23 protein-coding genes are annotated in these 24,211 nt (G+C 68.9%); 13 read left to right on the top strand and 10 right to left on the bottom strand.

The features are described 5' to 3' along the window. Positions 1–62: 62 nt before the first annotated feature. Positions 63–2,114: an NADPH-dependent 2,4-dienoyl-CoA reductase gene (locus AAG565_RS12555; RefSeq protein ID WP_348819950.1), complete on the bottom strand. Its 2,052-nt coding sequence runs from the start codon at positions 2,112–2,114 to the stop codon at positions 63–65. A 227-nt stretch (positions 2,115–2,341) separates the two neighbouring features. Between AAG565_RS12555 and AAG565_RS12550 the strand changes: the two genes are divergently transcribed. Then, the gene (locus tag AAG565_RS12550) at positions 2,342–3,142 is read left to right on the top strand and encodes a crotonase/enoyl-CoA hydratase family protein (RefSeq protein ID WP_348819949.1); all 801 of its coding nucleotides are present in this window, start codon (positions 2,342–2,344) and stop codon (positions 3,140–3,142) included. Positions 3,143–3,307: 165 nt separating this feature from the next. Continuing rightward, on the top strand, positions 3,308–3,571 hold the full coding sequence (locus AAG565_RS12545; RefSeq protein ID WP_348819947.1) for a hypothetical protein: 264 nt from the start codon (positions 3,308–3,310) through the stop codon (positions 3,569–3,571). Between the two features lie 34 nt (positions 3,572–3,605). Here AAG565_RS12545 and AAG565_RS12540 read toward each other — a convergent pair whose 3' ends face one another. Further along, positions 3,606–4,838: an EAL domain-containing protein gene (locus AAG565_RS12540; RefSeq protein ID WP_348819946.1), complete on the bottom strand. Its 1,233-nt coding sequence runs from the start codon at positions 4,836–4,838 to the stop codon at positions 3,606–3,608. Positions 4,839–4,969: 131 nt separating this feature from the next. Between AAG565_RS12540 and AAG565_RS12535 the strand changes: the two genes are divergently transcribed. Further along, complete coding sequence (locus AAG565_RS12535) at positions 4,970–5,437, top strand: SRPBCC family protein (RefSeq protein ID WP_348819945.1); 468 nt, start codon at positions 4,970–4,972, stop codon at positions 5,435–5,437. Here the strand turns inward: AAG565_RS12535 and AAG565_RS12530 are convergent, their stop codons facing one another. Then, positions 5,438–6,178 (bottom strand): FecR domain-containing protein, encoded by a 741-nt coding sequence (locus AAG565_RS12530; RefSeq protein ID WP_348819944.1) that lies wholly within the window; start codon positions 6,176–6,178, stop codon positions 5,438–5,440. A 112-nt stretch (positions 6,179–6,290) separates the two neighbouring features. Here AAG565_RS12530 and AAG565_RS12525 point away from each other — a divergent pair, with 112 nt between their 5' ends. The 3 genes from AAG565_RS12525 (at position 6,291) to AAG565_RS12515 (ending at position 10,388) form a co-directional block, all read left to right on the top strand. Continuing rightward, positions 6,291–7,151: a hypothetical protein gene (locus AAG565_RS12525; protein ID WP_348819943.1), complete on the top strand. Its 861-nt coding sequence runs from the start codon at positions 6,291–6,293 to the stop codon at positions 7,149–7,151. A 17-nt stretch (positions 7,152–7,168) separates the two neighbouring features. After that, a complete protein-coding gene (locus AAG565_RS12520; protein ID WP_348819942.1) occupies positions 7,169–9,214 on the top strand; it encodes a S46 family peptidase in 2,046 nt (681 codons plus the stop codon). A 115-nt stretch (positions 9,215–9,329) separates the two neighbouring features. Beyond that, positions 9,330–10,388, top strand: a complete 1,059-nt coding sequence (locus AAG565_RS12515; protein ID WP_348819941.1) for an NAD(P)/FAD-dependent oxidoreductase — start codon at positions 9,330–9,332, stop codon at positions 10,386–10,388. Here the strand turns inward: AAG565_RS12515 and AAG565_RS12510 are convergent, their stop codons facing one another. Together AAG565_RS12510 and AAG565_RS12505 are read right to left on the bottom strand one after the other, a co-directional pair. Continuing rightward, positions 10,389–11,351 (bottom strand): hypothetical protein, encoded by a 963-nt coding sequence (locus AAG565_RS12510; RefSeq protein WP_348819940.1) that lies wholly within the window; start codon positions 11,349–11,351, stop codon positions 10,389–10,391. It abuts the gene before it with no gap. Continuing rightward, complete coding sequence (locus AAG565_RS12505) at positions 11,351–12,538, bottom strand: acetyl-CoA C-acyltransferase (RefSeq protein ID WP_348819939.1); 1,188 nt, start codon at positions 12,536–12,538, stop codon at positions 11,351–11,353. The genes AAG565_RS12510 and AAG565_RS12505 overlap by 1 nt, the downstream gene beginning before the upstream one ends. Positions 12,539–12,635: 97 nt before the next feature. Here AAG565_RS12505 and AAG565_RS12500 point away from each other — a divergent pair, with 97 nt between their 5' ends. Genes AAG565_RS12500 through thpR form a run of 3 tightly spaced genes read left to right on the top strand, consistent with a single transcriptional unit; the run spans position 12,636 to position 14,767 of the window. After that, on the top strand, positions 12,636–13,685 hold the full coding sequence (locus tag AAG565_RS12500) for a Glu/Leu/Phe/Val dehydrogenase dimerization domain-containing protein (protein ID WP_348819938.1): 1,050 nt from the start codon (positions 12,636–12,638) through the stop codon (positions 13,683–13,685). A gap of 10 nt (positions 13,686–13,695) precedes the next feature. Continuing rightward, entirely contained in the window at positions 13,696–14,178 is a 483-nt protein-coding gene (locus AAG565_RS12495) for a CinA family protein (RefSeq protein ID WP_348819937.1), read from the top strand. Then, positions 14,168–14,767 (top strand): RNA 2',3'-cyclic phosphodiesterase, encoded by a 600-nt coding sequence (thpR, locus tag AAG565_RS12490; protein WP_348819936.1) that lies wholly within the window; start codon positions 14,168–14,170, stop codon positions 14,765–14,767. The genes AAG565_RS12495 and thpR overlap by 11 nt, the downstream gene beginning before the upstream one ends. Positions 14,768–14,776: 9 nt before the next feature. On the opposite strand, the gene AAG565_RS12485 is transcribed toward thpR, so the two are convergent. Then, complete coding sequence (locus AAG565_RS12485) at positions 14,777–15,703, bottom strand: metalloregulator ArsR/SmtB family transcription factor (protein ID WP_348819934.1); 927 nt, start codon at positions 15,701–15,703, stop codon at positions 14,777–14,779. Positions 15,704–15,786: 83 nt separating this feature from the next. After that, a complete protein-coding gene (locus AAG565_RS12480; RefSeq protein WP_348819933.1) occupies positions 15,787–16,503 on the bottom strand; it encodes a hypothetical protein in 717 nt (238 codons plus the stop codon). 483 nt (positions 16,504–16,986) lie between these two features. Between AAG565_RS12480 and fadB the strand changes: the two genes are divergently transcribed. Together fadB and fadA are read left to right on the top strand one after the other, a co-directional pair. After that, the gene (fadB, locus tag AAG565_RS12475) at positions 16,987–19,140 is read left to right on the top strand and encodes a fatty acid oxidation complex subunit alpha FadB (RefSeq protein ID WP_348819932.1); all 2,154 of its coding nucleotides are present in this window, start codon (positions 16,987–16,989) and stop codon (positions 19,138–19,140) included. 30 nt (positions 19,141–19,170) lie between these two features. Further along, entirely contained in the window at positions 19,171–20,331 is a 1,161-nt protein-coding gene (gene fadA, locus AAG565_RS12470) for an acetyl-CoA C-acyltransferase FadA (protein WP_348819931.1), read from the top strand. Between the two features lie 169 nt (positions 20,332–20,500). On the opposite strand, the gene AAG565_RS12465 is transcribed toward fadA, so the two are convergent. After that, positions 20,501–20,770 (bottom strand): hypothetical protein, encoded by a 270-nt coding sequence (locus AAG565_RS12465; protein WP_348819930.1) that lies wholly within the window; start codon positions 20,768–20,770, stop codon positions 20,501–20,503. Positions 20,771–20,949: 179 nt separating this feature from the next. On the opposite strand from AAG565_RS12465, the gene hisG reads away from it, so the two are divergent. Continuing rightward, the gene (gene hisG / locus AAG565_RS12460) at positions 20,950–21,585 is read left to right on the top strand and encodes an ATP phosphoribosyltransferase (protein WP_348819929.1); all 636 of its coding nucleotides are present in this window, start codon (positions 20,950–20,952) and stop codon (positions 21,583–21,585) included. A gap of 47 nt (positions 21,586–21,632) precedes the next feature. Beyond that, positions 21,633–22,877: a histidinol dehydrogenase gene (gene hisD, locus AAG565_RS12455; RefSeq protein WP_348819978.1), complete on the top strand. Its 1,245-nt coding sequence runs from the start codon at positions 21,633–21,635 to the stop codon at positions 22,875–22,877. Here hisD and AAG565_RS12450 read toward each other — a convergent pair whose 3' ends face one another. Then, a complete protein-coding gene (locus tag AAG565_RS12450) occupies positions 22,878–23,639 on the bottom strand; it encodes a helical backbone metal receptor (protein WP_348819928.1) in 762 nt (253 codons plus the stop codon). Positions 23,640–23,649: 10 nt separating this feature from the next. Beyond that, complete coding sequence (locus AAG565_RS12445) at positions 23,650–24,078, bottom strand: SRPBCC family protein (RefSeq protein ID WP_348819927.1); 429 nt, start codon at positions 24,076–24,078, stop codon at positions 23,650–23,652. Between the last annotated feature and the right edge of the window lie 133 nt (positions 24,079–24,211).

The raw sequence follows: 24,211 nt of genomic DNA, 5'->3' as shown, positions 1-24,211 counted from the left end.
AACTCGGGGTCACCGGCTCAGCCCGGACCGATGCGCCCGGGACCTGGCCGGTTCGGTCCGCGTTAGAGGGTCGCCGCCAGGCGTGAGGCCTGGTTGATCGCGCGCTTGGCGTCGAGTTCGGCGGCGACGTCGGCGCCGCCGACCCGATGCACCGTCACACCCGCGGCGTGCAGCGGCGCTTCGAGCTCGCGCAGCGGCTCCTGGCCGGTGCACAGGACGATGGTATCGACTTCGAGCAGCGTCGGCCGTTCGCGTCTTTCGCCGTGGCTGATCAGCAGGCCACGCGCGTCGATGGCTTCATAGTTGACGCCGCCGATCATCTCGACCTTTTTCATCTTGAGCTGGGCGCGGTGGATCCATCCGGTGGTCTTGCCCAGGCGCTTGCCCAGCGACTCGGCCTTGCGCTGCAGCAGCGTCACCTCGCGCGCCGGCGGCGCCACCTCGGGCTTGGTCAGGCCGCTGCGCGCGGCGGCCGGATCGGTGACGCCCCACTCCCTGTTCCATTCCTCCAGGTCCAGCGTCGGCGAGTGACCGTCGTTGACCAGGAATTCCGAGACGTCGAAGCCGATGCCGCCGGCGCCGATGACCGCGACGCGTTTGCCGACCGGCTTGCCGTGCAGCAGCACGTCGATATAGCTCAGCACCTTGCCGGCGCTCGCCTGCTCGGCCTGTCCGGGAATCTGCGGATCACGCGGGGTGACGCCGGTGGCGAGGACCACCTCGTCGTAACGGCCGGCAATGAGACGCTGCGCATCGACTCGCGTGTTCAGGTGCAGGTGGACGCCTGTGGTTTCGAGCTTGCGACGGAAGTAGCGCAGCGTCTCGTGGAACTCCTCCTTGCCCGGGATGCGCTTGGCCATGTTGAACTGGCCGCCGATCTCGCCGGCCGCCTCGAACAGATCGACATGGTGGCCGCGTTCGGCGAGCACGGTGGAAGCGGCGAGCCCGGCCGGTCCGGCACCGACGACCGCGATGCGCTTGCGCTGTGTCGCCGGGCGGTAGATCAGCTCGGTCTCGTGACAGGCGCGCGGGTTGACCAGGCAGCTCGCGGTCTTGTTCGAGAAGGTATGGTCGAGACAGGCCTGGTTGCAGGCAATGCAGGTGTTGATCTCGTCGGCGCGGTTCTCACGCGCTTTCCTGACGAAGTCCGGATCGGCGAGCAGCGGCCGCGCCATCGACACCATGTCGGCCTGGCCGGAGGCCAGAATCTTCTCCGCGACCGCCGGGTCGTTGATGCGGTTGGTCGTGCACACCGGGATCGTCACTTCGTTCTTCAGCTTGTGGGTGACCCAGGCAAACGCCGCGCGCGGCACCGAGGTGGCGATGGTCGGGACACGCGCCTCGTGCCAGCCGATGCCGCTGTTGATGATCGTCGCGCCGGCCTGCTCGATGGCCTTCGCCAGTCTCACCGTCTCGTCCCAGGTCTGGCCGTTGGGGATCAGGTCGAGAATCGACAGGCGGTAGATGATGATGAAGTCCCTGCCGACCGCCTCGCGCGCCCGCGACACGATCTCCACCGGCAGGCGCATGCGGTTTTCGAACGGGCCGCCCCAGGCGTCGCTGCGCTTGTTGACGTGCTCGACGAGGAACTGGTTGATGAAATAGCCCTCGGAACCCATGATCTCGACGCCGTCGTACCCTGCTTCCCGGGCCAGACGCGCGCAGCGCGCGAAGGCCTTGATCTGGCGCTCGACGCCGCGGCTGGTCAGTTCGCGCGGCGCAAACGGCGTGATCGGCGACTTCACCCGCGATGCGGACACCGAGATCGGCGTGTAGCCGTAGCGGCCGGCGTGCAGGATCTGCAGCGCGATCTTGCCGCCTTCCGCGTGCACGGCATCCGTGATCTGTCGGTGCTGGCGCGCCGCCGCGCTGCTGGTCAGCTTGGACGCGAACGGGAACAGCCAGCCCTCGATGTTCGGCGCGAAGCCGCCGGTGACCATCAGGCCGACCTCGCCGCGTGCGCGTTCGGCGAAGTACGCCGCCAGGCGCGGGAAGTTCTTCGCACGGTCTTCCAGGCCCGTGTGCATCGAGCCCATCAGCACGCGGTTCTTCAGCGTCGTGAAGCCGAGATCGAGCGGGGCGAGCAGGTGCGAGTAAGGGGCGGCAGTCGTCAAGGAAGTCTCCTGGCAGAGTCGTCATGCCCGCGCAGGCGGGCTCCAGGCGGGGCCGGAGGGCTCCGCATGCGGGATTCCCGCTTTCGCGGGAATGACGGCAACACGCAGATGGTAACGAGTCGTGCCACCGCAGCCTTGGCTGTAACGCGGCTTGCCGCGTCGCCGCGGCCATGCGGTGCAGCGGCGCGTCGGCGACAATGCGGCCTCTTCCGGTGCAAGGAGTGTCCATGGAGCCGCGCGTCCTCGTCGAAGTCCGTGACGGTATCGCCACCGTCACGATGAACCGTCCGGACAAGATCAACGGCCTCGACTACGAGATGTTCGTCGGTCTGGTCGATGCGGCCAGGCGCATCCGCCGCGACCGTTCGGTGCGCGCCGTGATCCTGCGCGGCGCCGGGCGCGGCTTCTGCGCCGGTCTGGACTTCAAGTCCTGGGGACGGCAGCGCGGCCGCATGATGCGCAGCTTCATCAAGTGGGGCTTTGCCAAGACCAATCTGTACCAGCGCGCCGCTTGGTGCTGGCGCGAGCTGCCGGTGCCCGTGATCGCCGTGGTGCATGGCGCCTGTTACGGCGGCGGCCTGCAGATCGCGCTCGGTGCGGACTTCCGCATCGCCACGCCGGACGCGGACCTGTCGGTCATGGAAGCGAAATGGGGCCTGATCCCGGACATGAGCGGCAGCGTGTCCCTGCGCGAGCTGCTGCCGATGGACCAGGCGCTGCGCCTGACGATGACCGGCGAGCGTTTCAGCGGGCTGCGCGCCAATGAGCTGGGGCTGGTCACCGAGATCGCCGACGATCCGCTCTCCGCGGCACAGGCGCTCGCGCGGCAGCTCGCCACGCGCTCGCCGGACGCGCTGGCGCTGACCAAGGCGCTGTTCCACCGCAGCTGGACGGCGTCGGAACGGCGCGCGTTTCGCATCGAGAGCGCACTGCAGCTCAGGCTGCTGCTCGGTGACAACCACAAGGAGGCGGTACGCGCGAACATGGACCAGCGTCCGCCGGTGTTCGCGCCGCGCCGTGTGCGCTGACAGGCCGAGCGGCCGGGCGCATCGCTGCCGTTCGTCGCGTTCGTTCGACCGGTCCGAACCGCGTGCCGATCAACGGCGCGCGCTGCCGTGCGGACGGTTCAACCGTGCACCTGCGGCTGCCGTTAGATAGGCATGCAGGACGTGCACAGGTTGGAGGCGAGTGTCATGGGCAAGACGATGGCAATCGGTGCGGTGGTCAGACGGCGCGAATCGACCGCGTGGACCGCCGTCCACGCGGCGGCGTCGCGCGGCGGGGCGGCGCTGCTGTACGGCATGATGGGCCTGGCCGGGGGAATGCTCTGGCTGGCCATGCATCTGCCGATGGGTGAGCGCGCCAAGGAGACGCTGGTGTACGCGATGGCCGGCTGCGTCGGCCTGTTCACGCTGGGCCGCCAGATGCTGCGCGCACAGCGCAGCGGTCAGGTGTGAGGATCTGAGGCCCGCGCGGTTCCTGCCGACCGGGCTAGCCGGGTGCGGCAGCCAGCATCGTCGCCGCGGCGCTTTCCGGCATCGGTTTGCCGAAGAAGTAGCCCTGCCCGTAGCGCAGGCCGATGTCCTGGCACCACGCGGCCTGTTCCGGTGTTTCGATGCCTTCCATCACGGTGTACATGCCGATGTCCTCGGCGAGCCGGCCGATCGCACGGATGATGCTGCGGCCGCGTTCGCTGGTCGCGGCATCGCGCACGAAGGACTGGTCGAGCTTCAGGCCATTGACCGGCAGGCGGTGCAGATACGACAGCGAGCTGTAGCCGGTGCCGAAATCGTCCACGATCAGCTTGCAGCCGAGGTCGCGGCAGCGCAGCAGCAGTTCCAGTGCGACATCGAAATTGTTGAGCACCGCGGACTCGGTGATCTCCAGGCGCAGCTGTTCGGGCAGCAAGCCATTGTCTGCAAGCGCCTGCTGCAGGCAGGGGATCAGCTCGCCGTCGCCGAGCTGGCGCACCGACAGATTGACGGTGCAGAACAGCGAGGCCTCGTCCAGCCGCGCAGGTCTGAATGCGGACTGCAGGCGCTTGAGGCCCTCGGCGGCGGCGCGCACCGTCCAGCGGCCGAACTCGAGGATCAGCGGCGAATCCTCCAGCACCCAGACGAATTCGCCCGGCGGTACGAGGCTGCCGTCGGCGCGGCGCCAGCGCACCAGCGACTCGAAGCCGGCGACGTGGCCGCCGTCCAGGCGCACGATCGGCTGGTAGAACAGTTCGAGTTCGTGCCGCCGCATCGCTTCGCTCAGGGCCTGTTCCATGCGCAGCCGGCGGATGGCGACGTCGCGGTCGGCGGGGGTGTCGCCGCCGCGGCTGTCCGCGGCCGGCGTGCTGGTCTCGGCGACGGCGGCGTCGCGCGCGCGGCCGACCATGCGCAGCGTGTCGCGCGTGCGACGGATGGTGACGCGCAGCAGGTGGCGCAGCAGCGGTGGCGCGCGGTCGATCTGGTCGGTCAGCGTGTCGTGCGTGATCACCGACAGTACCGTCGGCTCGATGGCGCGGGCGCTGGCGCTGCGGGGTTCGTCGCTGATCAGGGCCATTTCGCCGAACAGTTCGTCGGGTCCCAGGCGCGCGAGGACGTGCTTGCCCTGCGGTCGTTCGACGTAGATCTCGATCGCCCCCGATTCGACCAGGTAGGCCTCGTGCCCCGGCTCGCCCTCACGGAACAGCAGCTGGCCGGCGGCCAGCCGGCGTTGCGTCGCTGAGTCTTTCACGGCCAGGCTCCGGCATTGATCGCGGGCATCCAGCTTGCCCAAGCGCGCCGGGCGCTGTCCATGGTGCCAATGTACCGTCGGTCCTTGGACAGGACACTGCCGCTCCGGTCCGCCACTCTGGAGAACGAGTCTTGGCCCAGATCTCTGTCCGTGTCGCGCGTGAATTCTCGGTGCAGGCCGCGCCGGAGACGGTCTTCGCCATCCTGGCCGACGTGCCGCGCTCGGTGAGCCATTTCCCGAGGGTGCGCCAGCTGATCGACCTCGGCGGCAACGCCTACCGCTGGGAGATGGAGCCGATCGGGACGGCCGGCATCTCGCACCAGGTGGTCTATGCCTGCCGCTACGTGCCCGACCCGTCCAGTCGGACCGTGGAGTGGACGCCGCTCAAGGGGGTGGGCAACGGCGTCATCGAGGGCCGCTGGCAGCTCGACGGCTCAGGCCGCGGCACCCGTATCCGCTTTCACACCGAAGGCCTGCTCGACGTGCCGGTGCCGCGCCTGCTCAAGTCGGTCGCCGAGCCCTTCGTCCAGGCCGAGTTCGCGCGCAGCATCGAGATCTATCACGATCAGCTGAGCCAGACGTTCGGCGGCCGGGTCTGATCAGTAGTCGCGGCGCGGGCCGCGGTAGTTCATCTCCTCGAGCTGGAACGGCACGGTGCGGCCGACCAGGGCTTCGAGCGTCATCAGTTCCAGATCGGTGTGCCACTGGAACGCCGCCGGGATGATGCGCCGTCCGTCCTGCGGATCGGCCAGCACCCAGCGCGGCGCGTCGTGGTGGCGCGATGTGATGTCCTCGCTCGCGGCGGGGTCGGCCGTCGCGGTCAGCGTCGTGCGGCCGTAGCAGGTGCACACATAGGTCTTTTCGGCGTCGGCCTCGGTATAGACGCCGGTGCCGCGGATGCCGATCGTCACCGTCGGTGCCCGGATTTCGAGCGGCTCGTCACGACGGCCGAACACGCTCAGCATCGCGCCGGTGACCAGGCGGAAGAAGCGCCGGGTGGCGCGGCCGGCGCCGAGCTGCAGTTCCGAGTTGGCGCGCAGGATCAGCGCGTCCTGACCGACGACGGCGACGAGCGCAGACCGGTCGCCGGTGCGGACATGATCGTCGGGTCCGATCACGGTGTCGCGCGATGCACGCTGGCCATTGACCCAGACTTCGCCGTCGATGCTGAACACCGAGCGGCCTTCCGGCAGCTTCCCGGGCAGCTCGCCGAACACGCCGGCGAGCGCGTCGAGCTGCCAGCCGGCGCCGCCGGCCAGCCAGCCGAGCGACAGCGCCCGCACGAGGAAGGCACGGCGCGGGTTGTCAACCACCTCGTCAACGGCCGCTTGCATGGACATCTGGATGCTCCTGTGGATCGGACGCGGCGCAGTGAAACACGTTGTGGCGTGTGTATCCCTGCACTGTGTCACAGTGGCATGATGCCCGCAGGATCTGGCGGGCGAAAGCAGCATGGGCATCTCTGGGCAGGCGGCCGTGCGGGCCGCGTTCGCGCTGGCACTGGTCATCCCCGCGGCATGGGCGGCACCGGCGCCGCGCGGACTGTCGGGTGAAATCGGCATCGGCTTCGACAGCAACGTCGCCAATGTCCGCCAGGGCGGCGACACCCGTGAGGACAGCTTCGTGCAACTGGCCGTGGCCGCCGAGACCGGCTGGAAGCTCGGCCCGGCCATGGCCATGCAATGGCAGGTCGCGCTCGACGCGCAGGGCTATGCGCAGTACGAGGGCCTGTCGCGTGCGGTGCCGGCGCTGCGCTGGCGCTGGCTGATCCGCCCCGGCGCCGGTTTCTATGCGCCGGTCCTGGCGCTGGGCGCGTCGGCGGCGAGCGAGGTGTTCGACAGCCGGCTGCGCGATGCCGACGAGTACCGTGCCGGTCTGTGGCTGCAGCAGCAGCTCACCACCCGCATCAGCCTGCGGCTGGGCGGCGCGGCGAGCTGGCGCGACGCGCGGCACGAAGCCGTGTTCGCAGGCCGTGCGCGCTCGGCGAGCGTGGATCTGGACTGGCAGCCGTGGCGCGACCTGGCGTTCTACGCGGGATACCAGTACCGGGATGGCGATCTGGTCTCGACGGCGCCGAGTCCCCCGCCGACCGTGTTGGATGCGGCGCGCGCCTCGGCGCCGGACGATGTCTTCGTCGGCGAGACCGCGTTCCGGCTGCCCGGCCGCGCCGGGATCGCCACGACAGGCTTCAACTACAGTCTGTCGCCGCGCGGATCGATCGACGTGCAGGCGCGCCACGTCGAGGCGGAGGCCGACCTCGGCACGCATTACCGGCGCACGCAGGCGCTGGCCAGCCTGCTGTGGCGCTATTGAACGATTGGGAGAACGGCATGAACGGTTTGGTGCAGCGGCTCGTGGCCGCATTCGTGGTCGTGCAGGCCGGCGCGGTGCTCGCGGCCGAAGGCATGTGGACGCTCGACAACCTGCCGCGCGCGCAGCTCGAGGCGCGCTACGGCTTCAAGCCGGACGCGCGCTGGGTGGACAGGGTGATGAAGTCCTCCGTGCGCCTGGCCAGCGGCTGTTCGGGTTCGTTCGTGTCGCCCGAGGGGCTGGTGCTGACCAACGCGCACTGCGTGCTCGACTGCGTGCAGCAGCTGTCCAGCGCGCAGGCCGACCATGTCAATCGCGGCTTCGTCGCCGGAGAGCGCGCGGCGGAATTGCGCTGCCCGGCCGAGGAGCTCAACCGTCTCGAAGAGATCCGCGACGTCACCGATCGCGTCGGCAAGGCCACCGCCGGCCTCGGCGGGCAGGCCTTCGTCGATGCGCGCAACGCCGAGATCGGGCGCATCGAGTCGGAGTGCGTCGGTGACCAGGCCGACACGCGCCGCTGTGACGTCGTCGAGCTCTACGCCGGCGGGCTGTATCACCTGTACCGCTATCGCCGCTTCCAGGACGTGCGCCTGGTGTTTTCGCCGGAGTACCGCGTCGGCTTCTTCGGCGGCGATCCGGACAACTTCAACTTTCCGCGCTACAACCTCGACGTCGGGCTGCTGCGCGCATACGAGGGCGGCAAGCCGGCCGCGACGGCGGAGCATTTCCGCATCAAGCGCGCAGGCGCGAAGGAGGGTGAGCTGACGCTGGTCACCGGGCATCCGGGGACGACGCAGCGCCAGCTGACCGTGGCGCAGCTGGAACGGCTGCGCGACCCGGACCTGATCAACCGCCTCGCCTACTACTCGGAGCGCCGTGCGCTGCTCTGGCAGTACGGCCGCGCCAGCCCGGAGGCCGCGCGACAGGCGCAGACCGACCTGACCTTCACCGAGAACAGCCTCAAGGTATTTCGCGGCGAGCTGGATGCGCTGCTGCAGCCCGCACTGTTCGAGCAGAAACGGAGCGACGAGGCGCGGCTGCGGGCCGCATTCACGGGCGCCGCCGATCCCTGGGTGGCGATCGCGCAGGCGCAGCAGGCCTGGCGCGCCCTGGAAGGGCCGTATCTGATGCTCGAAGGCCGGCGCGGGCTTTATTCGCAGCATTTCGCCATCGCCCGCCATCTGGTCCGCGCGGCCGAGGAGAGGACCCGGCCCAACGCCGAGCGCCTGCCCGAATACCAGGACGCCGCGCTGCCGCGCCTGCAGCAGACGCTGTTCTCCGAGGCGCCGATCTACCCGGAGTTCGAGAAGACCAAGCTCGCCTGGTCGTTGAGCAAGCTGCGCGAACGGTTGGGGCCCGACGATCCGCTGGTCAAGCTGGTGCTGGGTGCGGATGCGCCGGAGTCCCTGGCGGCCAAGCTGGTCGATGGCACGAAACTGTCGGACGTGGCCGAACGGCGGCGCCTCTGGGACGGCGGCTTCGAGGCCGTATCGGCCTCGACCGATCCATTCATGCAGCTCGCCCGCGCGCTCGACCGCGTGACGCGCGATCTGCGCCGGCGCTACGAGTCCGAGGTCGAGGCGATCGAGACGCAGGGCGCGGCGCAGATCGCGCGCCTGCGCTTCGAGCAGCTCGGCACCTCGGTGTATCCGGACGCGACCTTCACGCTGCGTCTGTCCTACGGCGAGGTGCGCGGCTGGAACGAGAAAGGACGGACGATCGCGCCGTACACCGATCTGGCCGGCCTGTTCGCGCGGGCCACGGGCGCCGATCCGTTCGCGCTGCCCCAGCGCTGGCTGCAGGCCAAGGCGCGGCTCGACCTGAACACGCCCTTCAACTTCGTCACGACCAACGACATCACCGGCGGCAATTCCGGCAGCCCGATCATCGACCGCGATGCCCAGATCGTCGGCCTGGCCTTCGACGGCAACATCCACTCGATCGGCGGCAGTTTCGGCTACGACGAAAGTCTCAACCGCTGCGTCGGCGTGCACAGCGCCGCGATCCTCGAGGCGCTGGACAAGATCTATGCGGCACGCAAGCTGGTCAAGGAGCTCGACCGCTGACATCCGGCGCGGGCCTTGATGCAGATCAAGGCCCGTGCGGCACCCATGCCGCATCGTGCGCAGGGCCGTGGGTCGTCATGATCGCGCGCGGCCGCAAGTCGCATCGAGGCACGAAATGACGATTCAGACCGACGTGGTGATCGTGGGCGCCGGCCCCTGTGGCCTGTTCCAGGTCTTCGAGCTGGGCCTGCTCGGCATGCGCGCGCATCTGGTCGAGGCGCTGGCGCAGCCGGGCGGGCAGTGCACCGAGCTGTATCCCGACAAGCCGATCTATGACATCCCGGCGCTGCCGGTGTGCGGTGCGCGCGAGCTGATCGAGCGGCTGCAGCAGCAGATCGCGCCGTTCGCGCCGACCCTGCATCTCGGCCAGCAGCTGCAGGTGGTCGAACCGCGGGCGGACGGCACGTTCTATCTGCGCACCGACCGGAACACCGAGTTCTCCGCACGCGCGGTGGTGATCGCCGGCGGTGTCGGTGCCTTCCAGCCGGTGACGCTGCCGGTCGAGGGCATCGAGCGTTTCGTCGGCACCCAGGTGCATTACAAGGTGCGCAATCCCGAGATGTTCCGCGGCAAGAACATCGTCATCGCCGGCGGCGGCGACTCGGCGCTGGACTGGGTGCTGAACCTGGTCGATGTCGCCGAGAGCGTCGTGTTGGTCCACCGCTCGGAGAAGTTCAAGGCCGCGCCGGCCTCGGTCGCGCGCATGCGCGCGCTGTGCGACGAGTACCGCATGCAGTTCCTGGTCGGCGACGTCAGCGCCTTCCACGAGGAGAACGGCCGCATCAAGGAGATCGTCGTCACCGGCGCCGACAGCGTGAAGCGGCGCCTGGAGCTCGATCACCTGCTGGCGTTCTTCGGCCTGCATCCGAAGCTCGGGCCGATCGCCGACTGGGGACTGACGCTCAACAAGAACCAGATCGTCGTCGATACCGAGAAATTCGAGACCAGCGTGCCGGGCATCTACGCGGTCGGCGACATCAACTGGTACCCGGGCAAGAAGAAGCTGATCCTGTCCGGCTTCCACGAGGCCGCGCTGGCCGCGTTCGCGATCAAGGCGCGGCTCAATCCGGGCGAGAAGGTGTACCTGCAGTACACGACGACCAGCCCGATCATGCACAAGCGCCTGGGCGTCGCCGATCCCTTCGCCGAGGAGAGGAAGCGCGACGCGGCCTGATCAGGGCGTCGCGCGGAACAGCGACAGCCGGTTGCCGTAGCTGGACGCGGTGTCGCCGATCATCCCCTTCTCGGTGACCAGCAGGTCGGTGGCCGCGAACAGCGGCGGCCGGCCGGCGCGCACCTGCGACGGGAAATCGAAGCTCGATGGAGCGGTGCTCTGCAGTACGCTGCCATCCGCTCCGATCAGCGCGATCTGCCCGCTCGAGTACCACGCCACCAGCAGGGCGTCGCCGACCACGCTGAAGTCGTCGGGGATGCTGGTGAAGCTGGCCAGGCGCGCGCTCGCGCCGGGTGCGCCGTCGGCCCCGATCTCGACGCTGCGGATCTCGCCGAGGCTGGTCAGGCCCGTGTTGCTGACGTACAGCGTGCGCCCGCGGCGCTGGATGCCGTTGGGGCCGAGCAGGCCCTCACTGAACCAGTCCACCTGCTCGACGACCTTGAACGGATCGGCCGGATCGAGGCGCAGGCGCACGACCTTGGGATCGGGCAGCGCGCTCGTCGCCAGCGGGCCGTTGACCAGATACAGCTCGCCGTCCGGACCATCGACGAGGCCGTTGGGCGCGGCCAGATTCAGCTCGTGGATCGGGGCCAGCTGCGGTGCCGCGGTCAGCCGCGCCGCGTACAGCCGGCCATCGAAGCAGTTGGCGTAGAGCACGTCGCCGCGCAGCGCCAGCCCGGTGAAGTTGCAGTTGCCGTCGTAGAGCGCCAGCGCCTCGTAGCCGCCGCCGGGCGTGGCGAGGATCTCGAAGACGTTCGTGCCGCCGGAGACGAACAGGCGCCCGTCGGGCGTGAACAGGATGTTCTCCGCGTCCGGGATCGTCAGCAGGGCAGTCTTGCTGCCGCAGGCGCTGCTGACGCACAGACTCGCCGGGTCGGGTGGCGTGTCGTCGGACGCGCCGTCGTCGTGACCGCCGCAGGACGCCAGCAGCAGCGCCAGCGCGGGCAGCAGCAGCGTGCGCATCAGAGCATTTCGAGCGCGAGTGCGACGGCCTCGCCGCCGCCGATGCACAGCGAGGCGACGCCGCGCCTGCCGCCGGTCTTCTTCAGCACGCCGAGCAGCGTCGCGACCAGGCGCGCGCCGCTGGCGCCGATCGGGTGGCCCAGCGCGCAGGCGCCGCCATGCACGTTCACCTTCTCGTGCGGCAGTCTGTGTTCCTTCATCGCCGCCATGGTCACGACCGCGAAGGCCTCGTTGATCTCCCAGGCATCGACCTGCGCAGCGGTCCAGCCAGCCTTGTTCAGCACGTCGGCGATGGCATTGACCGGCGCGATCGGAAACTCCGCCGGCAGGCGTGCGTGGCTGGCGTGCGCGACGATGCGCGCGAGCGGCTGGGCGCCGCGCCTGTGCGCCTCCGCCAGCGGCATCAGCACGACCGCCGCGGCGCCGTCGGAGATCGAGCTGGCGTTGGCCGCGGTGATCGTGCCGTTCTTGACGAAGACGGGCTTGAGCGTCGGGATCTTGTCGAGCTTTGCCTTGAACGGCTGCTCGTCGCGCTCGATGCGCTCGGGTCCGGCCTTGCCGGCCAGCTCGACCGGCGCGATCTCGAACGCGAAGCTGCCGTCCTCGTTGGCCTGCCTGGCACGGGTCAGCGAGGCGATGGCGAACTCGTCCTGCTGTTCGCGCGAGAAGCCGTAGCGCTCGACCGTGCGCTCGGCGAACACGCCCATCGGCGTGCGTTTCTCGTAGGCGTCCTCGAGGCCGTCCAGCGCCATGTGGTCGAGGATCTCGCCGTGGCCGTAGCGGTAGCCGCCGCGCGCCTTGGGCAGCAGGTAGGGCGCGTTGGTCATGCTCTCCATGCCGCCGGCGACCATCACGCGGTTCGTGCCGGCCTTGAGCAGATCGTGCGCGAGCATGATCGCCTTCATGCCCGAGCCGCACATCTTGTTGATCGTCGTGGCGCCGGCGGCGTCGGGCAGGCCGGCGCCGCGCGCGGCCTGGCGCGCCGGCGCCTGTCCCTGGCCGGCCGGCAGGCAGCAGCCCATGATCACCTCGTCGATCGCGTCGGCGGCAAGAGCGCTGCGCTCGACCGCAGCCTGGATCGCGATCGCGCCGAGCTGGGCGCCGGACAACGGCGCGAGCACGCCGAGCATGCCGCCCATCGGCGTGCGCGTCGCGGCGGTGATGACGATCGGGTCCGGTGCGCTCATGGTCCTGCTCCAAGGGAAATCACTCAAGACGCGGATTATCGCATTCCCGGCCGGCCGTGACCGATACAATGCGGCGTTTCCAGGACACGGGGCCGACATGGCGGTTTTCCAGCATCCGGAGTTCGATCATCACGAGTCCGTCAGCTATTTCCACGACGAGCGCTCGGGCCTGCGTGCGCTGATCGCCGTCCACAACACCAACCTCGGCAAGGGTCTGGGCGGCTGCCGCATGTGGCCGTATGCCAGCGAGGACGAGGCGCTGACCGATGTGCTGCGCCTGTCGCGCGGCATGACCTACAAGGCGGCGCTCGCCGGCCTGCCGCAGGGCGGTGGCAAGAGCGTGATCATCGGCGACCCGCGCAAGGACAAGACGCCCGAGCTGATGCGCGCGATGGGCCGCGCGGTGGACCGTCTCAATGGCAGCTACGTGGTCGCCGAGGACTCGGGCACGAACGTCGCCGACATCCGCCTGATGGCAGAGGTCACCCGCCACGTCGGCGGACTGGCCGATGAAAGGGCCCAGGCCGAAGGTCGCACCGGCGATCCGTCGCCGGCGACCGCGCTGGGCGTGTTCATCGGCATCCAGGCCGCGGTCAGGTACCGTTTCCAGCGCGACGATCTCCGCGGTCTGCGCGTCGCCGTTCAGGGGCTGGGCAACGTCGGCTACCGCCTGTGCAAGCACCTGCACGAGGCCGGGGCGCAGCTGTGGGTGACCGATCTGTACGCGCCGGCCGTCGAGCGTTGCGTCCAGGAATTCGGCGCGAAACCGGTGGCGATGGACCAGATCATGGCGCTGGACGTGGACGTGTTTGCGCCCTGCGCGCTGGGTGCGATCCTCGACGACGCTAGCATTCCGCAGTTGCGCGCGCGCATCGTCGCCGGTGCCGCCAACAACCAGCTGGCGCGGCCGCAGCACGACCGCGCGCTGATGGAGCGTGGCATCCTCTACGCCCCGGATTACTGCATCAACGCCGGCGGCATCATCGACATCTTCTACGAAGGCCCCGGCTACGACTGGGCGACGGTCGAAGCGCATCTGCGCCGCATCGGCACCACGCTGACCGCGATCTTCGAGCGCAGCAAGGCCGAAGGTCGGCCGACCGGCGCGATCGCCGACCGCATGGCCGAGGAGCGTTTCCGGCGCTGAGGAGCCAGCGATGCAGGGACGAGTCGCCGAAATTGCGGAACGCCTGCTCGCACGCCGCGAGTGGCTCGCCGTGGCCGAATCCTGCACCGGCGGCCTGATCGCCAAGTCGCTGACCGATCTGGCCGGGTCGTCGGCGTGGTTCGAGCGCGGCGTCGTGACCTATTCCAACCGCGCCAAGCAGGAGCTGCTCGGCGTGCCGCCGGCCGTGCTCGAGCGGCACGGTGCGGTCAGCGAAACCACCGTGCTGGCGATGGCCGGCGGTGTGCTCGCGCACGCGCCGGTGCAGTGGTCGCTCGCCGTCACCGGGATCGCCGGGCCGGGCGGCGGCAGTGCCGAAAAGCCGGTCGGCACGGTCTGGATCGCCTGCGCGCAGCGCGGCGGCGGCGCGCTGGCGCACGGTTTCCGCTTCGACGGCGACCGCGAGTCGGTGCGCGCGCAGACCGCGCGCATGGCGCTGGACATCCTGCTCGACCGTCTGCGCCGTGCGACTTGAGCCGAACCGCCTGTTCTTCGCGCTGTGGCCCGATGATGCCGTGCGCGCCGCCATCGCCGAGGCTGCGCGGAAGCTGCGCATGCGCATGCAGCCGGGCGGTTATCTGGCCAGGCCCGAGCGCTACCACCTGACGCTGCTGTTTCTCGGCGACGCCGTGCCCGCGCGCGACGAGGCGGCGGCGATCGCGGCGGCCGCGCAGGTGCGTGTCGCGCCGTTCACGCTGCAGCTGGATCATGCCGGCAGCTTCCGCAATCGCCACATTCCGTGGTGGCTGGGGTCGCACGCGCCGCCGGCGCAACTCCACGAACTCCACGACCGCTTGCGCGAGGTGCTGCGTCAGGCCGACGTGTCGATCGATCGTATGCGCTTCGTCCCGCACCTGACGATCCTGCGCGAAGCGCGCCAGCCGCTGCCGCCGACCGCGATCGCGCCGGTCGAATGGCCAGTGACGGAGTTCGTCCTCGTGCGCAGCCGGCTCGACCTGAACCCGGTCGAGTACGAAGTCATCGGCCGCTGGCCCTTGCGCCCCGGCGACGGCGCGCCGCCGCTGGCCGACGAGAGCACCGGACAGCTGGCCTTGCCCTTGTAGGCACTCGCCTCAGGCCCGCGCCAGCGCGGTGACGACCTCGAAGTACGGCGGCCGTGTCTCGCGCGACGAGATGCGGCAGGACTCGACGCTCAGGCCGCAGGCGGACAGGTAGCGGCGCAGCTTCTCCGGGGCGATGCCCAGGTTGAGGTGGTCGTAGGCGCGCATCGTCTCTTCATGCCGATGCTCGGCGAGCGCGGCGACGATCAGCCGTCCGCCCGGCTTGAGCAGACGCGCGGCTTCGTGGATCACCTTCTGAGGTTCCCGCGTGTAGGCCAGCGCGTGCATCAGGAAGACGTGGTCATAGGCCTGCGATCGCAGCGGCAGCGCGTGCATGTCGGCCTCGCAGAACTCGACATTGCTCAGTGCGGCGAGCCGCTTGCGCGCGGCGGCGATGACGGTGGCGCTGACATCGACACAGGTGACACGTCGTGCGTGCTCGGCGATCAGCTCGGCGAGCACGCCGTCGCCGCAGGCGATATCGACCACGTCGCCCAGTTGCAGCAGACCGATCAGCGCACGCGCCGTGGCCTCCCAGGTGCGGCCCGGCGAGTAGTGCAGTTCCATGCGCCCGGCCACCGATTCGGCCCAGGTCTGGCCGTGCTTGCGTTCGGCGATGACCCGCTCGGCGCGCTCGCGGTCCACGCGCACCTGGCTGTCATCGAGGCGCTCGCGCAGCAGTCCCCACAGCGTCGCCGTCTCGCTGTCGGTCGCTGCCATCGAGTACAGCGCGGCATTGCCGCTGCGCTTGTCCTGCACCAGACCGGCCCGGCGCAGGCGGGCGAGGTGGGTCGAGACACGGCTCTGCGCCAGCCCGGTGACCTCGGTCAGTTCGGCGACGCTGAGCTCGTGGTGTTCCAGCAGCAGCAGCAGGCGCAGACGGCTGGTGTCGGCGAGCAGGCTGCAGACCTCGGTGCTCTGTTCGAGCGACAGGCTCATGCGGATAAGCGGATGGACTTTGCGGCATTGTGACAAAAAAGAAGCCCGCCGTCGGGCGGGCTTCGGACGCGGCGGCGCCGCGTTCAGGACCCGGTGCCACCCATCGGCGGCGCGGTGGCGGGAGGCGGTGTCTCGCCGGGGGCCAGCCCCAGTTCGGCGGCCTCCTTCTTGCCCTGCGAAGTGGCCAGAAAGGCGCGCGACAGCGGCGAGGGCGTGATCGACTGGGCCGCAGCAACCACCGGCGCGACCGCCTCGCTGACTTTCTTCTCGATCGCCTTGGCCTGGGCCTGCACGACCTGCTTGATTTCCTTGACGTCACCCTTGACGGCCTTGCTGACCGTGGTCTGCGCCTGCTTGACCGCCTTCTTGACCTTGGCCACGTCGGCCTTCATCGACTTGCGGGCCTTGCTGACATCGGCCTTCACCGTCGCGCCGAACTGCCGGGCGGCCTTCTTGGCCTTGGCGACATCGGCCTTCACGGTCTTCCTGGCCAGCGCCGTGTCCTTCTTGGCGGCGCTCTTGACCTTGGCCGCCGCCTTCTTGACCGAGGACTTGGCCTTGGCGAAATCCTTGCGGACATCGCGCATGGCCTTCTGCACCTTGGCCTTGAGCGAGCCTTTCTTCACGGCGGCCTTGCGGGGCGCGGCCTTCTTGGCAGCGGCCTTCCTGGGTGCGGCTTTCTTGGCGGCTTTGGCGCCAACTTTCTTCGCGGGCTTCTTCATAAGCGTGACGAACTCCTTACGTGGGGCGGCCGCCAGGGCCGGGGATGTGCGCGGTTGTGGCAATGCGCGCGGGTCCATGCAGTGCCGCGATGAATGGCGGCATGAAAGGATCGGGGGTCACGCCGGCGGGCGTGTGGCGTGGGCTGGTGTTCGGGGATGCGGGTTGCGCGCAGAATCGGCGCCGCCGCGATGGCGGGAGGGACCAGCCTGATGACGGGACCGCCACGGAAGGGCGCAGACCGGATCACAGCTCCCAGCGCGATCCTTGCCGTGGACTGCCGGTTCGTGGCAGCCATTTGAACTCCCTTGACTTTTCCCCCGAAAAGTTGCCGTCGAGTGTAGGACTCGCATAGGGGTGGTGTCAAAAAATGTCCAGCAGCGCGCCGGCGCCGGATGATGCCGTGGACAAACGGGCGTGCCGGAAAAATCCGCGGCGGTCGTCGGTTTACCGCCTCGCGCCGCGGGGGCTATGATTGCCGCCCTTTTCGTCGCCGGCTGCGGCTGTGACCGCAGCGCCGAACCGACGCAGATTGTTTTCCACTTCCCAGAGGGGACCTACCCATGTATCAAGGGCAGTCGATTCGAGTCAGCATGCTCGACGGCGGCATCGCCGAACTGTGCTTCGATCGCAAGGAAGACGCGATCAACAAGTTCGACGCGCGCACCGTGCAGGAACTCAAGGAAGCCGGCGACGCGCTCGCCAAGGCGTCCGGCGTCAAGGGGCTGATCGTCACCAGCGCCAAGGACGTGTTCATCGTCGGTGCGGACATCACCGAGTTCGGCGCCAACTTCCAGAAGTCCGAGGAGGAGATCGCCGCCTGGGCCTTCGAGGCCAACAAGGTGTTCAATGCGATCGAGGACCTGCCGTTTCCGTCGTGCACGGCGATCAACGGCTTTGCCCTCGGCGGCGGCTTCGAGATGGCCCTGTCCACGGACTACCGCGTGATGGCCTCCGCCGCGCAGGTCGGGTTCCCCGAAGTCAAGCTGGGCATCATCCCCGGCTTCGGCGGCACCGTGCGCTTCCCGCGTCTGGTCGGCGCCGACAACGCGATCGAGTGGATCGCCGGTGGCGAGCAGAACAAGTCTGAGGCCGCGCTCAAGATCCATGCCGTGGATGCCGTCGTGCCGGTCGAGAAGGTGCGTGATGCGGCCATCCGGCTCGTGCAGCAGGCCGCCGCGGGCAAGTACGACTGGCAGGCGCGCCGCGCGCAGAAGAAAGGCCCGCTCAAGCTCGACGCCGTCGAGGGCATGATGGTGTTCGGCACCGCGATCCCGTTCATCCAGGGCAAGGCCGGGAAGCACTACCCGGCGCCGGTCGAGGCGGTGAAGTCGATCCAGAAGGCCGCCGGCAAGTCGCGCGACGACGCGCTCAAGATCGAGGGCCAGAGCTTCGCCAAGGTCGCCAAGACCACGGTCGCCGACAGCCTGATCGGCATCTTCCTCAACGACCAGTTCCTGAAGAAGAAGGCCAAGGGCTACGTCAAGGCGGGCCGGAAGGTCGAGCACGCCGCGGTGCTCGGCGCCGGCATCATGGGCGGCGGCATCGCCTACCAGAGCGCCGTCAAGGGCACGCCGATCATCATGAAGGACATCGCCGACAAGGCGCTGGACCTGGGCATGAGCGAGGCCAACAAGCTGCTGTCCAAGCAGGTCGAGCGCAAGAAGCTCACGCCCGAGAAGGCCGGCAAGGTCCTGTCGATGATCCGGCCGACGCTCAACTACGGCGACTTCAAGACCGTGGACGTCGTCGTCGAGGCGGTCGTCGAGAATCCCAAGGTCAAGAAGAGCGTGCTCGCCGAAGTCGAGAGCCTGGTCAAGCCGGGCACCGTCATCGCGTCGAACACCTCGTCGATCTCGATCGACGAACTCGCCACCGCGCTCAAGGCGCCCGAGAACTTCCTCGGCATGCACTTCTTCAACCCGGTGCACCGTATGCCGCTGGTCGAGGTGATCTACGGCCAGAAGACCTCGAAGGAAGCGATCGCGACGATCGCCGCCTATGCGGCTGCGATGGGCAAGACGCCGATCGTCGTCAAGAACTGCCCGGGCTTCCTCGTCAACCGCATCCTGTTCCCGTACTTCGGCGGCTGGTCGATGGCGCTGCGCGACGGCGCCGACTACCAGCAGATCGACAAGGTCATGGAGACCTTCGGCTGGCCGATGGGCCCCGCCTACCTGCAGGACGTCGTCGGCATCGACACCTCGCACCACGTCGGCGACGTGCTCGCCGAGGGCTACCCGGACCGCATGTCGAACAAGGAGTTCAAGTCGGCGCTCGACGTGATGTACGAGCACCAGCGCTACGGCCAGAAGAACGGCATCGGTTTCTACAAGTACCAGGAAGACAAGAAGGGCAAGCCGGTCAAGACCGTCGATCCGCAGACGGCCGAGCTGATCGCGTCCGTGCAGCCGCGCGGCAGGCGCGATTTCACCGACGAGGAGATCATCGACCGCCTGATGATCCCGATGGTCATCGAGACCGTGCGCTGCCTCGACGAGGGCATCGTCGAGACACCGGCCGAGGCGGACATGGGCCTGGTCTATGGCATCGGCTTCCCGCCGTTCCGCGGCGGCGCGCTCAAGTACGCCGACACCATCGGCATGAAGACCGTGCTCGACAAGTGCGCGAAGTACGCCGCGCTGGGCAAGCTCTACGAGCCGACCGCGTCGATGAAGAAGATGGCGGCCGAAGGCCGGCTGTACTTCCCCAAGTGAAGCGCGCCTACCGAATTCTGGAGATTAGAAATGACTGAAGTTGTCATTGTCGATGCGGTCCGCACGCCGATGGGCCGTTCCAAGGGCGGCGCGTTCCGTCACGTCCGCGCCGAGGATCTGTCGGCCGAACTGATCAAGGCGATCCTCAGGCGCAATGCCGCGGTGAAGCCCAACGAGATCGAGGACGTGATCTGGGGCTGCGTGCAGCAGACCCTGGAACAGGGCTTCAACATCGCGCGCAACGTCGCGCTCAAGGCCGGCCTGCCGATCACCGTGCCGGGGCAGACCGTCAACCGCCTGTGCGGTTCGTCGATGTCGGCGATCCACATCGCCGCCGCGTCGATCAAGGCCGGCATCGGCGACACCTACGTCTGCGGCGGGGTCGAGCACATGGGTCACGTGCCGATGACGCACGGCTTCGACGGTGATCCGGGCATGTCCGTGACGACCGCCAAGGCAGCAGCGATGATGGGCCTGACCGCCGAGATGCTCACGCAGACCCACCAGGTGTCGCGCGAGAAGCAGGACGAGTTCGCGCTGGCCTCGCACCAGAAGGCCTACACGGCCTGGAAGGATGGCAAGTTCAAGAACGAGATGATCGGCATCCATGGCCACGATGCCGATGGCTTGCCGATCCTCGTGGACTTCGACGAGGTCGTGCGCCCGGATGCCAACCTCGCCGATCTCGCCAAGCTCAAGCCGGCGTTCAACCCCAAGGGCAGCGTCACGGCGGGCAACAGCTCGGCGATCTCGGACGGCGCGAGCTGCGTGCTGGTGATGGCCGAGGACAAGGCCAGGGCCCTCGGTCTCAAGCCGATGGCGCGCATCAAGGCCGTCGCCGCCGCCGGCTGCAACCCGTCGATCATGGGCATCGGCCCGGTGCCGGCGACGCAGAAGGCGCTCAAGCGAGCGGGGCTGTCGGTCGACAACATCGACTACTTCGAGCTCAACGAGGCCTTCGCCGCGCAGTCGCTGGCCGTGCTCAAGGACCTCAAGCTCCTCGAGCGCATGGACCGCGTCAACATCAAGGGCGGCGCCATCGCGCTCGGTCACCCGCTGGGCTGCTCCGGCGCGCGCATCACCGGCGCGCTGGCGCATGTGCTCAACGAGCAGAACGCGCAGTTCGGCGTCGCGACGATGTGCATCGGCATGGGCCAGGGCGTGGCCACCGTGCTGGAGCGCGTGAACTGATCGCCGCGCCGCGGTACGAGCGGTGAACGGAAGGCCGGGCATGTCCCGGCCTTCTGCTTCGCGGCAAACGATCGACCCACGGTTGCATCGGGCGGCGCCGCAGGGCGCGTATCGAGATCGGGCGCGACCGAAGATGTCCCGGATATGCCGGCGCGGCCGGCGCCGGGTCTCAGATGCCTTCGGCGCGGGTCAGGGTCGGCAGCCGGATCCGGCAGTCCAGGCGGGGGCCGGCCGTGGAGCCGACACACCAGTGCGCCGCTTCGTCGGCAGGCGCGACGGCCGGTTTGGACGCCGTGGCGGCAGGCAGCAGATCGAGGCTGAGCCCCGAGTGGGTGATCCAGCCGCCGAAGGCGACGCCGCCCGCGAACAGTGCCAGCACCTGCAGGTGCTTGAGCCGAGTGCGCCGGGTCAGGTCGGCGTCGTCGTAGATGCGCAGCATTGCGGTCCCCGATGTCGATGCGCCATGCTGCGGGCCCGCTGCGCGTGAGTGCGGCAATCCCGGACGAATGGGCCTTGTCCGCCGACGACTGCGCGCGTCGTCGCGGTCGGCGGCTGCGACGAGCGACGGCGGCCCGCCCGCATCGGTACAATCGCGCACCCGCACGTCCGCCCGCCGTCATGACGCAGCTCACCATCGCCCTGTCGAAGGGTCGCATCCTCGAGGAAAGCCTGCCGCTGCTCGGCCGGCTGGGCTTGGAGCCGGCGGGCGATATCGACCGCCTGCTGCGCGTTCCTTCCAAGGACAGGAACGTCTCGCTGCTAATCATCCGGCCGGCCGACGTGCCGACTTACGTCGAGTACGGTGCGGCCGATCTGGGCATCGTCGGCAAGGACGTGCTGATGGAGCACGGCGGCTCGGCACTGTATGAGCCGATGGACCTGGGCATCGCGCGCTGCCGGCTGTCGGTGGCGGCGAAGAAGGAGGGCCCGCGCCCGGATGGCGTGCGCCGCCTGCGCGTCGCCACCAAGTACCCGGAGATCACGCGCCGCCACTTTGCCGAGAAGGGCGAGCAGGTCGAGATCATCAAGCTCTACGGCTCGATGGAACTGGCACCGCTGGTCGGTCTCGCCGACCTGATCGTGGACCTCGTCGCCACCGGCGGCACGCTCAAGGCCAATGGCCTGGTCGAGATCGAGACGATCACGCAGGTGACGTCACGCCTGGTCGTGAACAAGGCGGCGATGAAGATGAAGAACGCCGCGATCCAGAATCTGCTCGCGCAGTTCGCCGAGGTCGTCGGGGGCAAGCCGTGATCGACGCGCAGCGACTGGACACGACGTCGCCCGATTTCGACGCGCGCCTGTCCGCCTTGCTCGACCGCGCGCCGGAGGCCAGCGTGGAGGTCGTGCGCGCGGTCGACGCGATCGTCGCCGACGTGCGCGCGCGCGGCGATGCCGCGCTGATCGAGCTGACCTGCCGCTTCGATCGCCGCCAAGTCGCCGCTGCAAGCGAACTGGAAGTGCCGCGCGCCGCGCGCCAGCAGGCCTGGGACGCGCTCGACGGCGCGCTGCGCGACGCGCTGGAGCAGGCGGCGACGCGCATCCGCGCCTATGCCGAGCATCAGAAGCTCGGTGGCTTCGAGTTCACCGACGCGCTCGGCAATCGTCTCGGCCAGCAGGTGACGGCGCTGGAGCGCGTCGGCCTCTACGTGCCCGGCGGCAAGGCCGCGTATCCGTCGTCGGTGCTGATGAACGCGATCCCGGCGCGGGTTGCCGGCGTCGATGAGATCGTGATGGTGGTGCCGGCGCCGGGCGGCGAACTCAATCCGGTCGTGCTCGCCGCGGCGCATCTGGCCGGGGTCGATCGCGTGTTCACCGTCGGCGGCGCGCAGGCGGTCGCGGCGCTGGCCTATGGCACGCAGACCATACCGGCAGTGGACAAGATCGTCGGGCCCGGCAATGCCTATGTCGCCGCCGCCAAGCGCGCGGTGTTCGGCACGGTCGGCATCGATTCGATCGCCGGGCCGTCCGAGATCGTCGTCATCAGCGACGGTGCCAGCGATCCGCGCTGGATGGCGATGGACCTGTTCTCGCAGGCCGAGCACGGCGAGGACTCGGAGGCGATCCTGATCTCGACCGATGCGGACTTCCTCGATCGCGTCGCCACCGCGATGAACGAGCGCGTGCGGGGTCTGCCGCGCGCGGCGACCATCGAGGCGTCGATGCGCGCGCGCGGCGCGCTGATCCGCGTGCGCTCGCTCGACGAGGCCTGTGCCGTGTCGAATCGCATCGCACCCGAGCATCTGGAACTCGCAGTGGACAGTCCGCGCGCGCTGCTGCCGAAGATCCGCCACGCCGGCGCGATCTTCATCGGCCGCCACACGCCGGAGGCGTTTGGCGACTACTGCGCCGGCCCAAACCACGTGCTGCCGACCTCGCGCGCCGCAAGATTCTCGAATCCGCTGGGCGTCTACGAATTCCAGAAGCGCAGCAGCCTGATCGAGTGCACGCCAGACGGCGCGCGCCCGTTGGCGCGCATCGCCGGCTGCATCGCCGACGCCGAGGGTCTGCAGGCGCACGCGCAGAGCGCGCGCGATCGCGCCTGATCAGGCGCGGCTGACGATCTGCCGCAGCGCGCGGTAACCCTCGACCAGGCGCGGGCCGGGGCGGCCGAGGAACTCCTCGCTGACCGGAAACACGCGCGCGTTGCGTACGGCCGGCGTGTCCCCCCAAGCTTCGCGATCCAGGACCACGTCGGCGCGGTACTTCGCGACCTTGACCCCGCACCAGGACATCACGATCGCATCCGGCGCGACGCGGTCGAGGTCGGCGGGTCCGACCGTCGCGCTCCTGGCCTCGACGTGGCCCAGTGCATTGCGTCCGCCGGCACGCTCGATCAGGTCCTGCACCCAGGAGCGGCGCGCGGCGCCGATGACCGGCTTGGGCCACCACTCGACGAGGATGCGGGGCGCGTCGGGCCCGGCTTCGTGGTGCGGCATCGCGCATTCCATCTCGTCCACGAGCGCATCGCCGCGGGCGCCGACACCCAGCGCCGCGGCGATGCTGCGGATGCTCGCGTACACCTCGTCCAGGCTTTGCGGGTCGATCACCAGACAGCGCTGCCCGGTCGTGCGCAGTGCCTCGACGATACGCTCGTGACCGGGCACGGTCAGCGACGTCAGCACCAGGTCCGGGCGCAGGCGCGCGACGGCATCGACGTCGAATTCCAGGTCGCGTCCCAGTTGTGGCAGTCGGCGGGCCACATCCGGCGGAAAGTCCGAGTCGGCATCGATCGCGATGAGGCGATCGGCACAACCGAGCGCGCAGACGATCTCGGTGTTCGAGCAGGTGTGTGAGACGACGCGCACCGCCCGGTGTTCAGCGTTCCAGCTGCGCCAGCACGCGCGGGCTGCTCCGGTTCCAGGCAGCGCGCAGCGCGGCGGCGATCAGCGGACCCGTGAACGGCAGCTTGCCGTCGAAGCGGATGACATAGTCCACCACGGTCACGTCATCCTCGGCGTGAAAGTCGATGGTGCCCAGATGGTTCTTGATCGGGCTGCCGCGCGTGACGGTGTACTCGATGCGCTGGTTCGGCTCGAAGGTGACGATGGTTTCCTCGAACGCGAGCGGGCCGGGGCCGATGCTGCGCACGGAGCCCAGGCCGTTGGGATCGCCCTGTCCGTCCTTGATGCGCGTGCAGCGGCCGCCAAGGAGCGTGGCGAAACGCTCGTGGTCGGCGAAGAACGCGAAGACTTTTTCGATGGGTGCGTGCACGCGTGCCTGCACGCGGACTTCCTGGGACGGCATGGTGTTCCCCGATGAAGAAATTGTTCGGCGCGCACAGTCCTTTCCAATCCAGAGATGAGCCTGAAGGGTGGGTCTGAGTGAGGGGCTGTCAGGCGGCGGGACGCTGGGCTTTGCTGATGGAAAGGAACAACTG

Source organism: Fontimonas sp. SYSU GA230001 (assembly GCF_040066175.1).
GTDB lineage: Bacteria > Pseudomonadota > Gammaproteobacteria > Nevskiales > Nevskiaceae > Solimonas.
This window is presented reverse-complemented; position numbering and strand designations above follow the sequence as displayed.

Coding starts and splice junctions, on each gene's coding strand:
- fadB (WP_348819932.1), top strand. CDS start 16,987: ATGTATCAAGGGCAGTCGATTCGAGTCAGCATGCTCGACGGCGGCATC.
- AAG565_RS12530 (WP_348819944.1), bottom strand. CDS start 6,178: ATGTCCATGCAAGCGGCCGTTGACGAGGTGGTTGACAACCCGCGCCGT.
- AAG565_RS12445 (WP_348819927.1), bottom strand. CDS start 24,078: ATGCCGTCCCAGGAAGTCCGCGTGCAGGCACGCGTGCACGCACCCATC.
- fadA (WP_348819931.1), top strand. CDS start 19,171: ATGACTGAAGTTGTCATTGTCGATGCGGTCCGCACGCCGATGGGCCGT.
- hisG (WP_348819929.1), top strand. CDS start 20,950: ATGACGCAGCTCACCATCGCCCTGTCGAAGGGTCGCATCCTCGAGGAA.
- AAG565_RS12495 (WP_348819937.1), top strand. CDS start 13,696: ATGCAGGGACGAGTCGCCGAAATTGCGGAACGCCTGCTCGCACGCCGC.
- AAG565_RS12465 (WP_348819930.1), bottom strand. CDS start 20,770: ATGCTGCGCATCTACGACGACGCCGACCTGACCCGGCGCACTCGGCTC.
- AAG565_RS12510 (WP_348819940.1), bottom strand. CDS start 11,351: ATGCGCACGCTGCTGCTGCCCGCGCTGGCGCTGCTGCTGGCGTCCTGC.
- AAG565_RS12515 (WP_348819941.1), top strand. CDS start 9,330: ATGACGATTCAGACCGACGTGGTGATCGTGGGCGCCGGCCCCTGTGGC.
- AAG565_RS12550 (WP_348819949.1), top strand. CDS start 2,342: ATGGAGCCGCGCGTCCTCGTCGAAGTCCGTGACGGTATCGCCACCGTC.
- AAG565_RS12545 (WP_348819947.1), top strand. CDS start 3,308: ATGGGCAAGACGATGGCAATCGGTGCGGTGGTCAGACGGCGCGAATCG.
- AAG565_RS12505 (WP_348819939.1), bottom strand. CDS start 12,538: ATGAGCGCACCGGACCCGATCGTCATCACCGCCGCGACGCGCACGCCG.
- AAG565_RS12480 (WP_348819933.1), bottom strand. CDS start 16,503: ATGGACCCGCGCGCATTGCCACAACCGCGCACATCCCCGGCCCTGGCG.
- AAG565_RS12500 (WP_348819938.1), top strand. CDS start 12,636: ATGGCGGTTTTCCAGCATCCGGAGTTCGATCATCACGAGTCCGTCAGC.
- AAG565_RS12520 (WP_348819942.1), top strand. CDS start 7,169: ATGAACGGTTTGGTGCAGCGGCTCGTGGCCGCATTCGTGGTCGTGCAG.
- AAG565_RS12525 (WP_348819943.1), top strand. CDS start 6,291: ATGGGCATCTCTGGGCAGGCGGCCGTGCGGGCCGCGTTCGCGCTGGCA.
- AAG565_RS12485 (WP_348819934.1), bottom strand. CDS start 15,703: ATGAGCCTGTCGCTCGAACAGAGCACCGAGGTCTGCAGCCTGCTCGCC.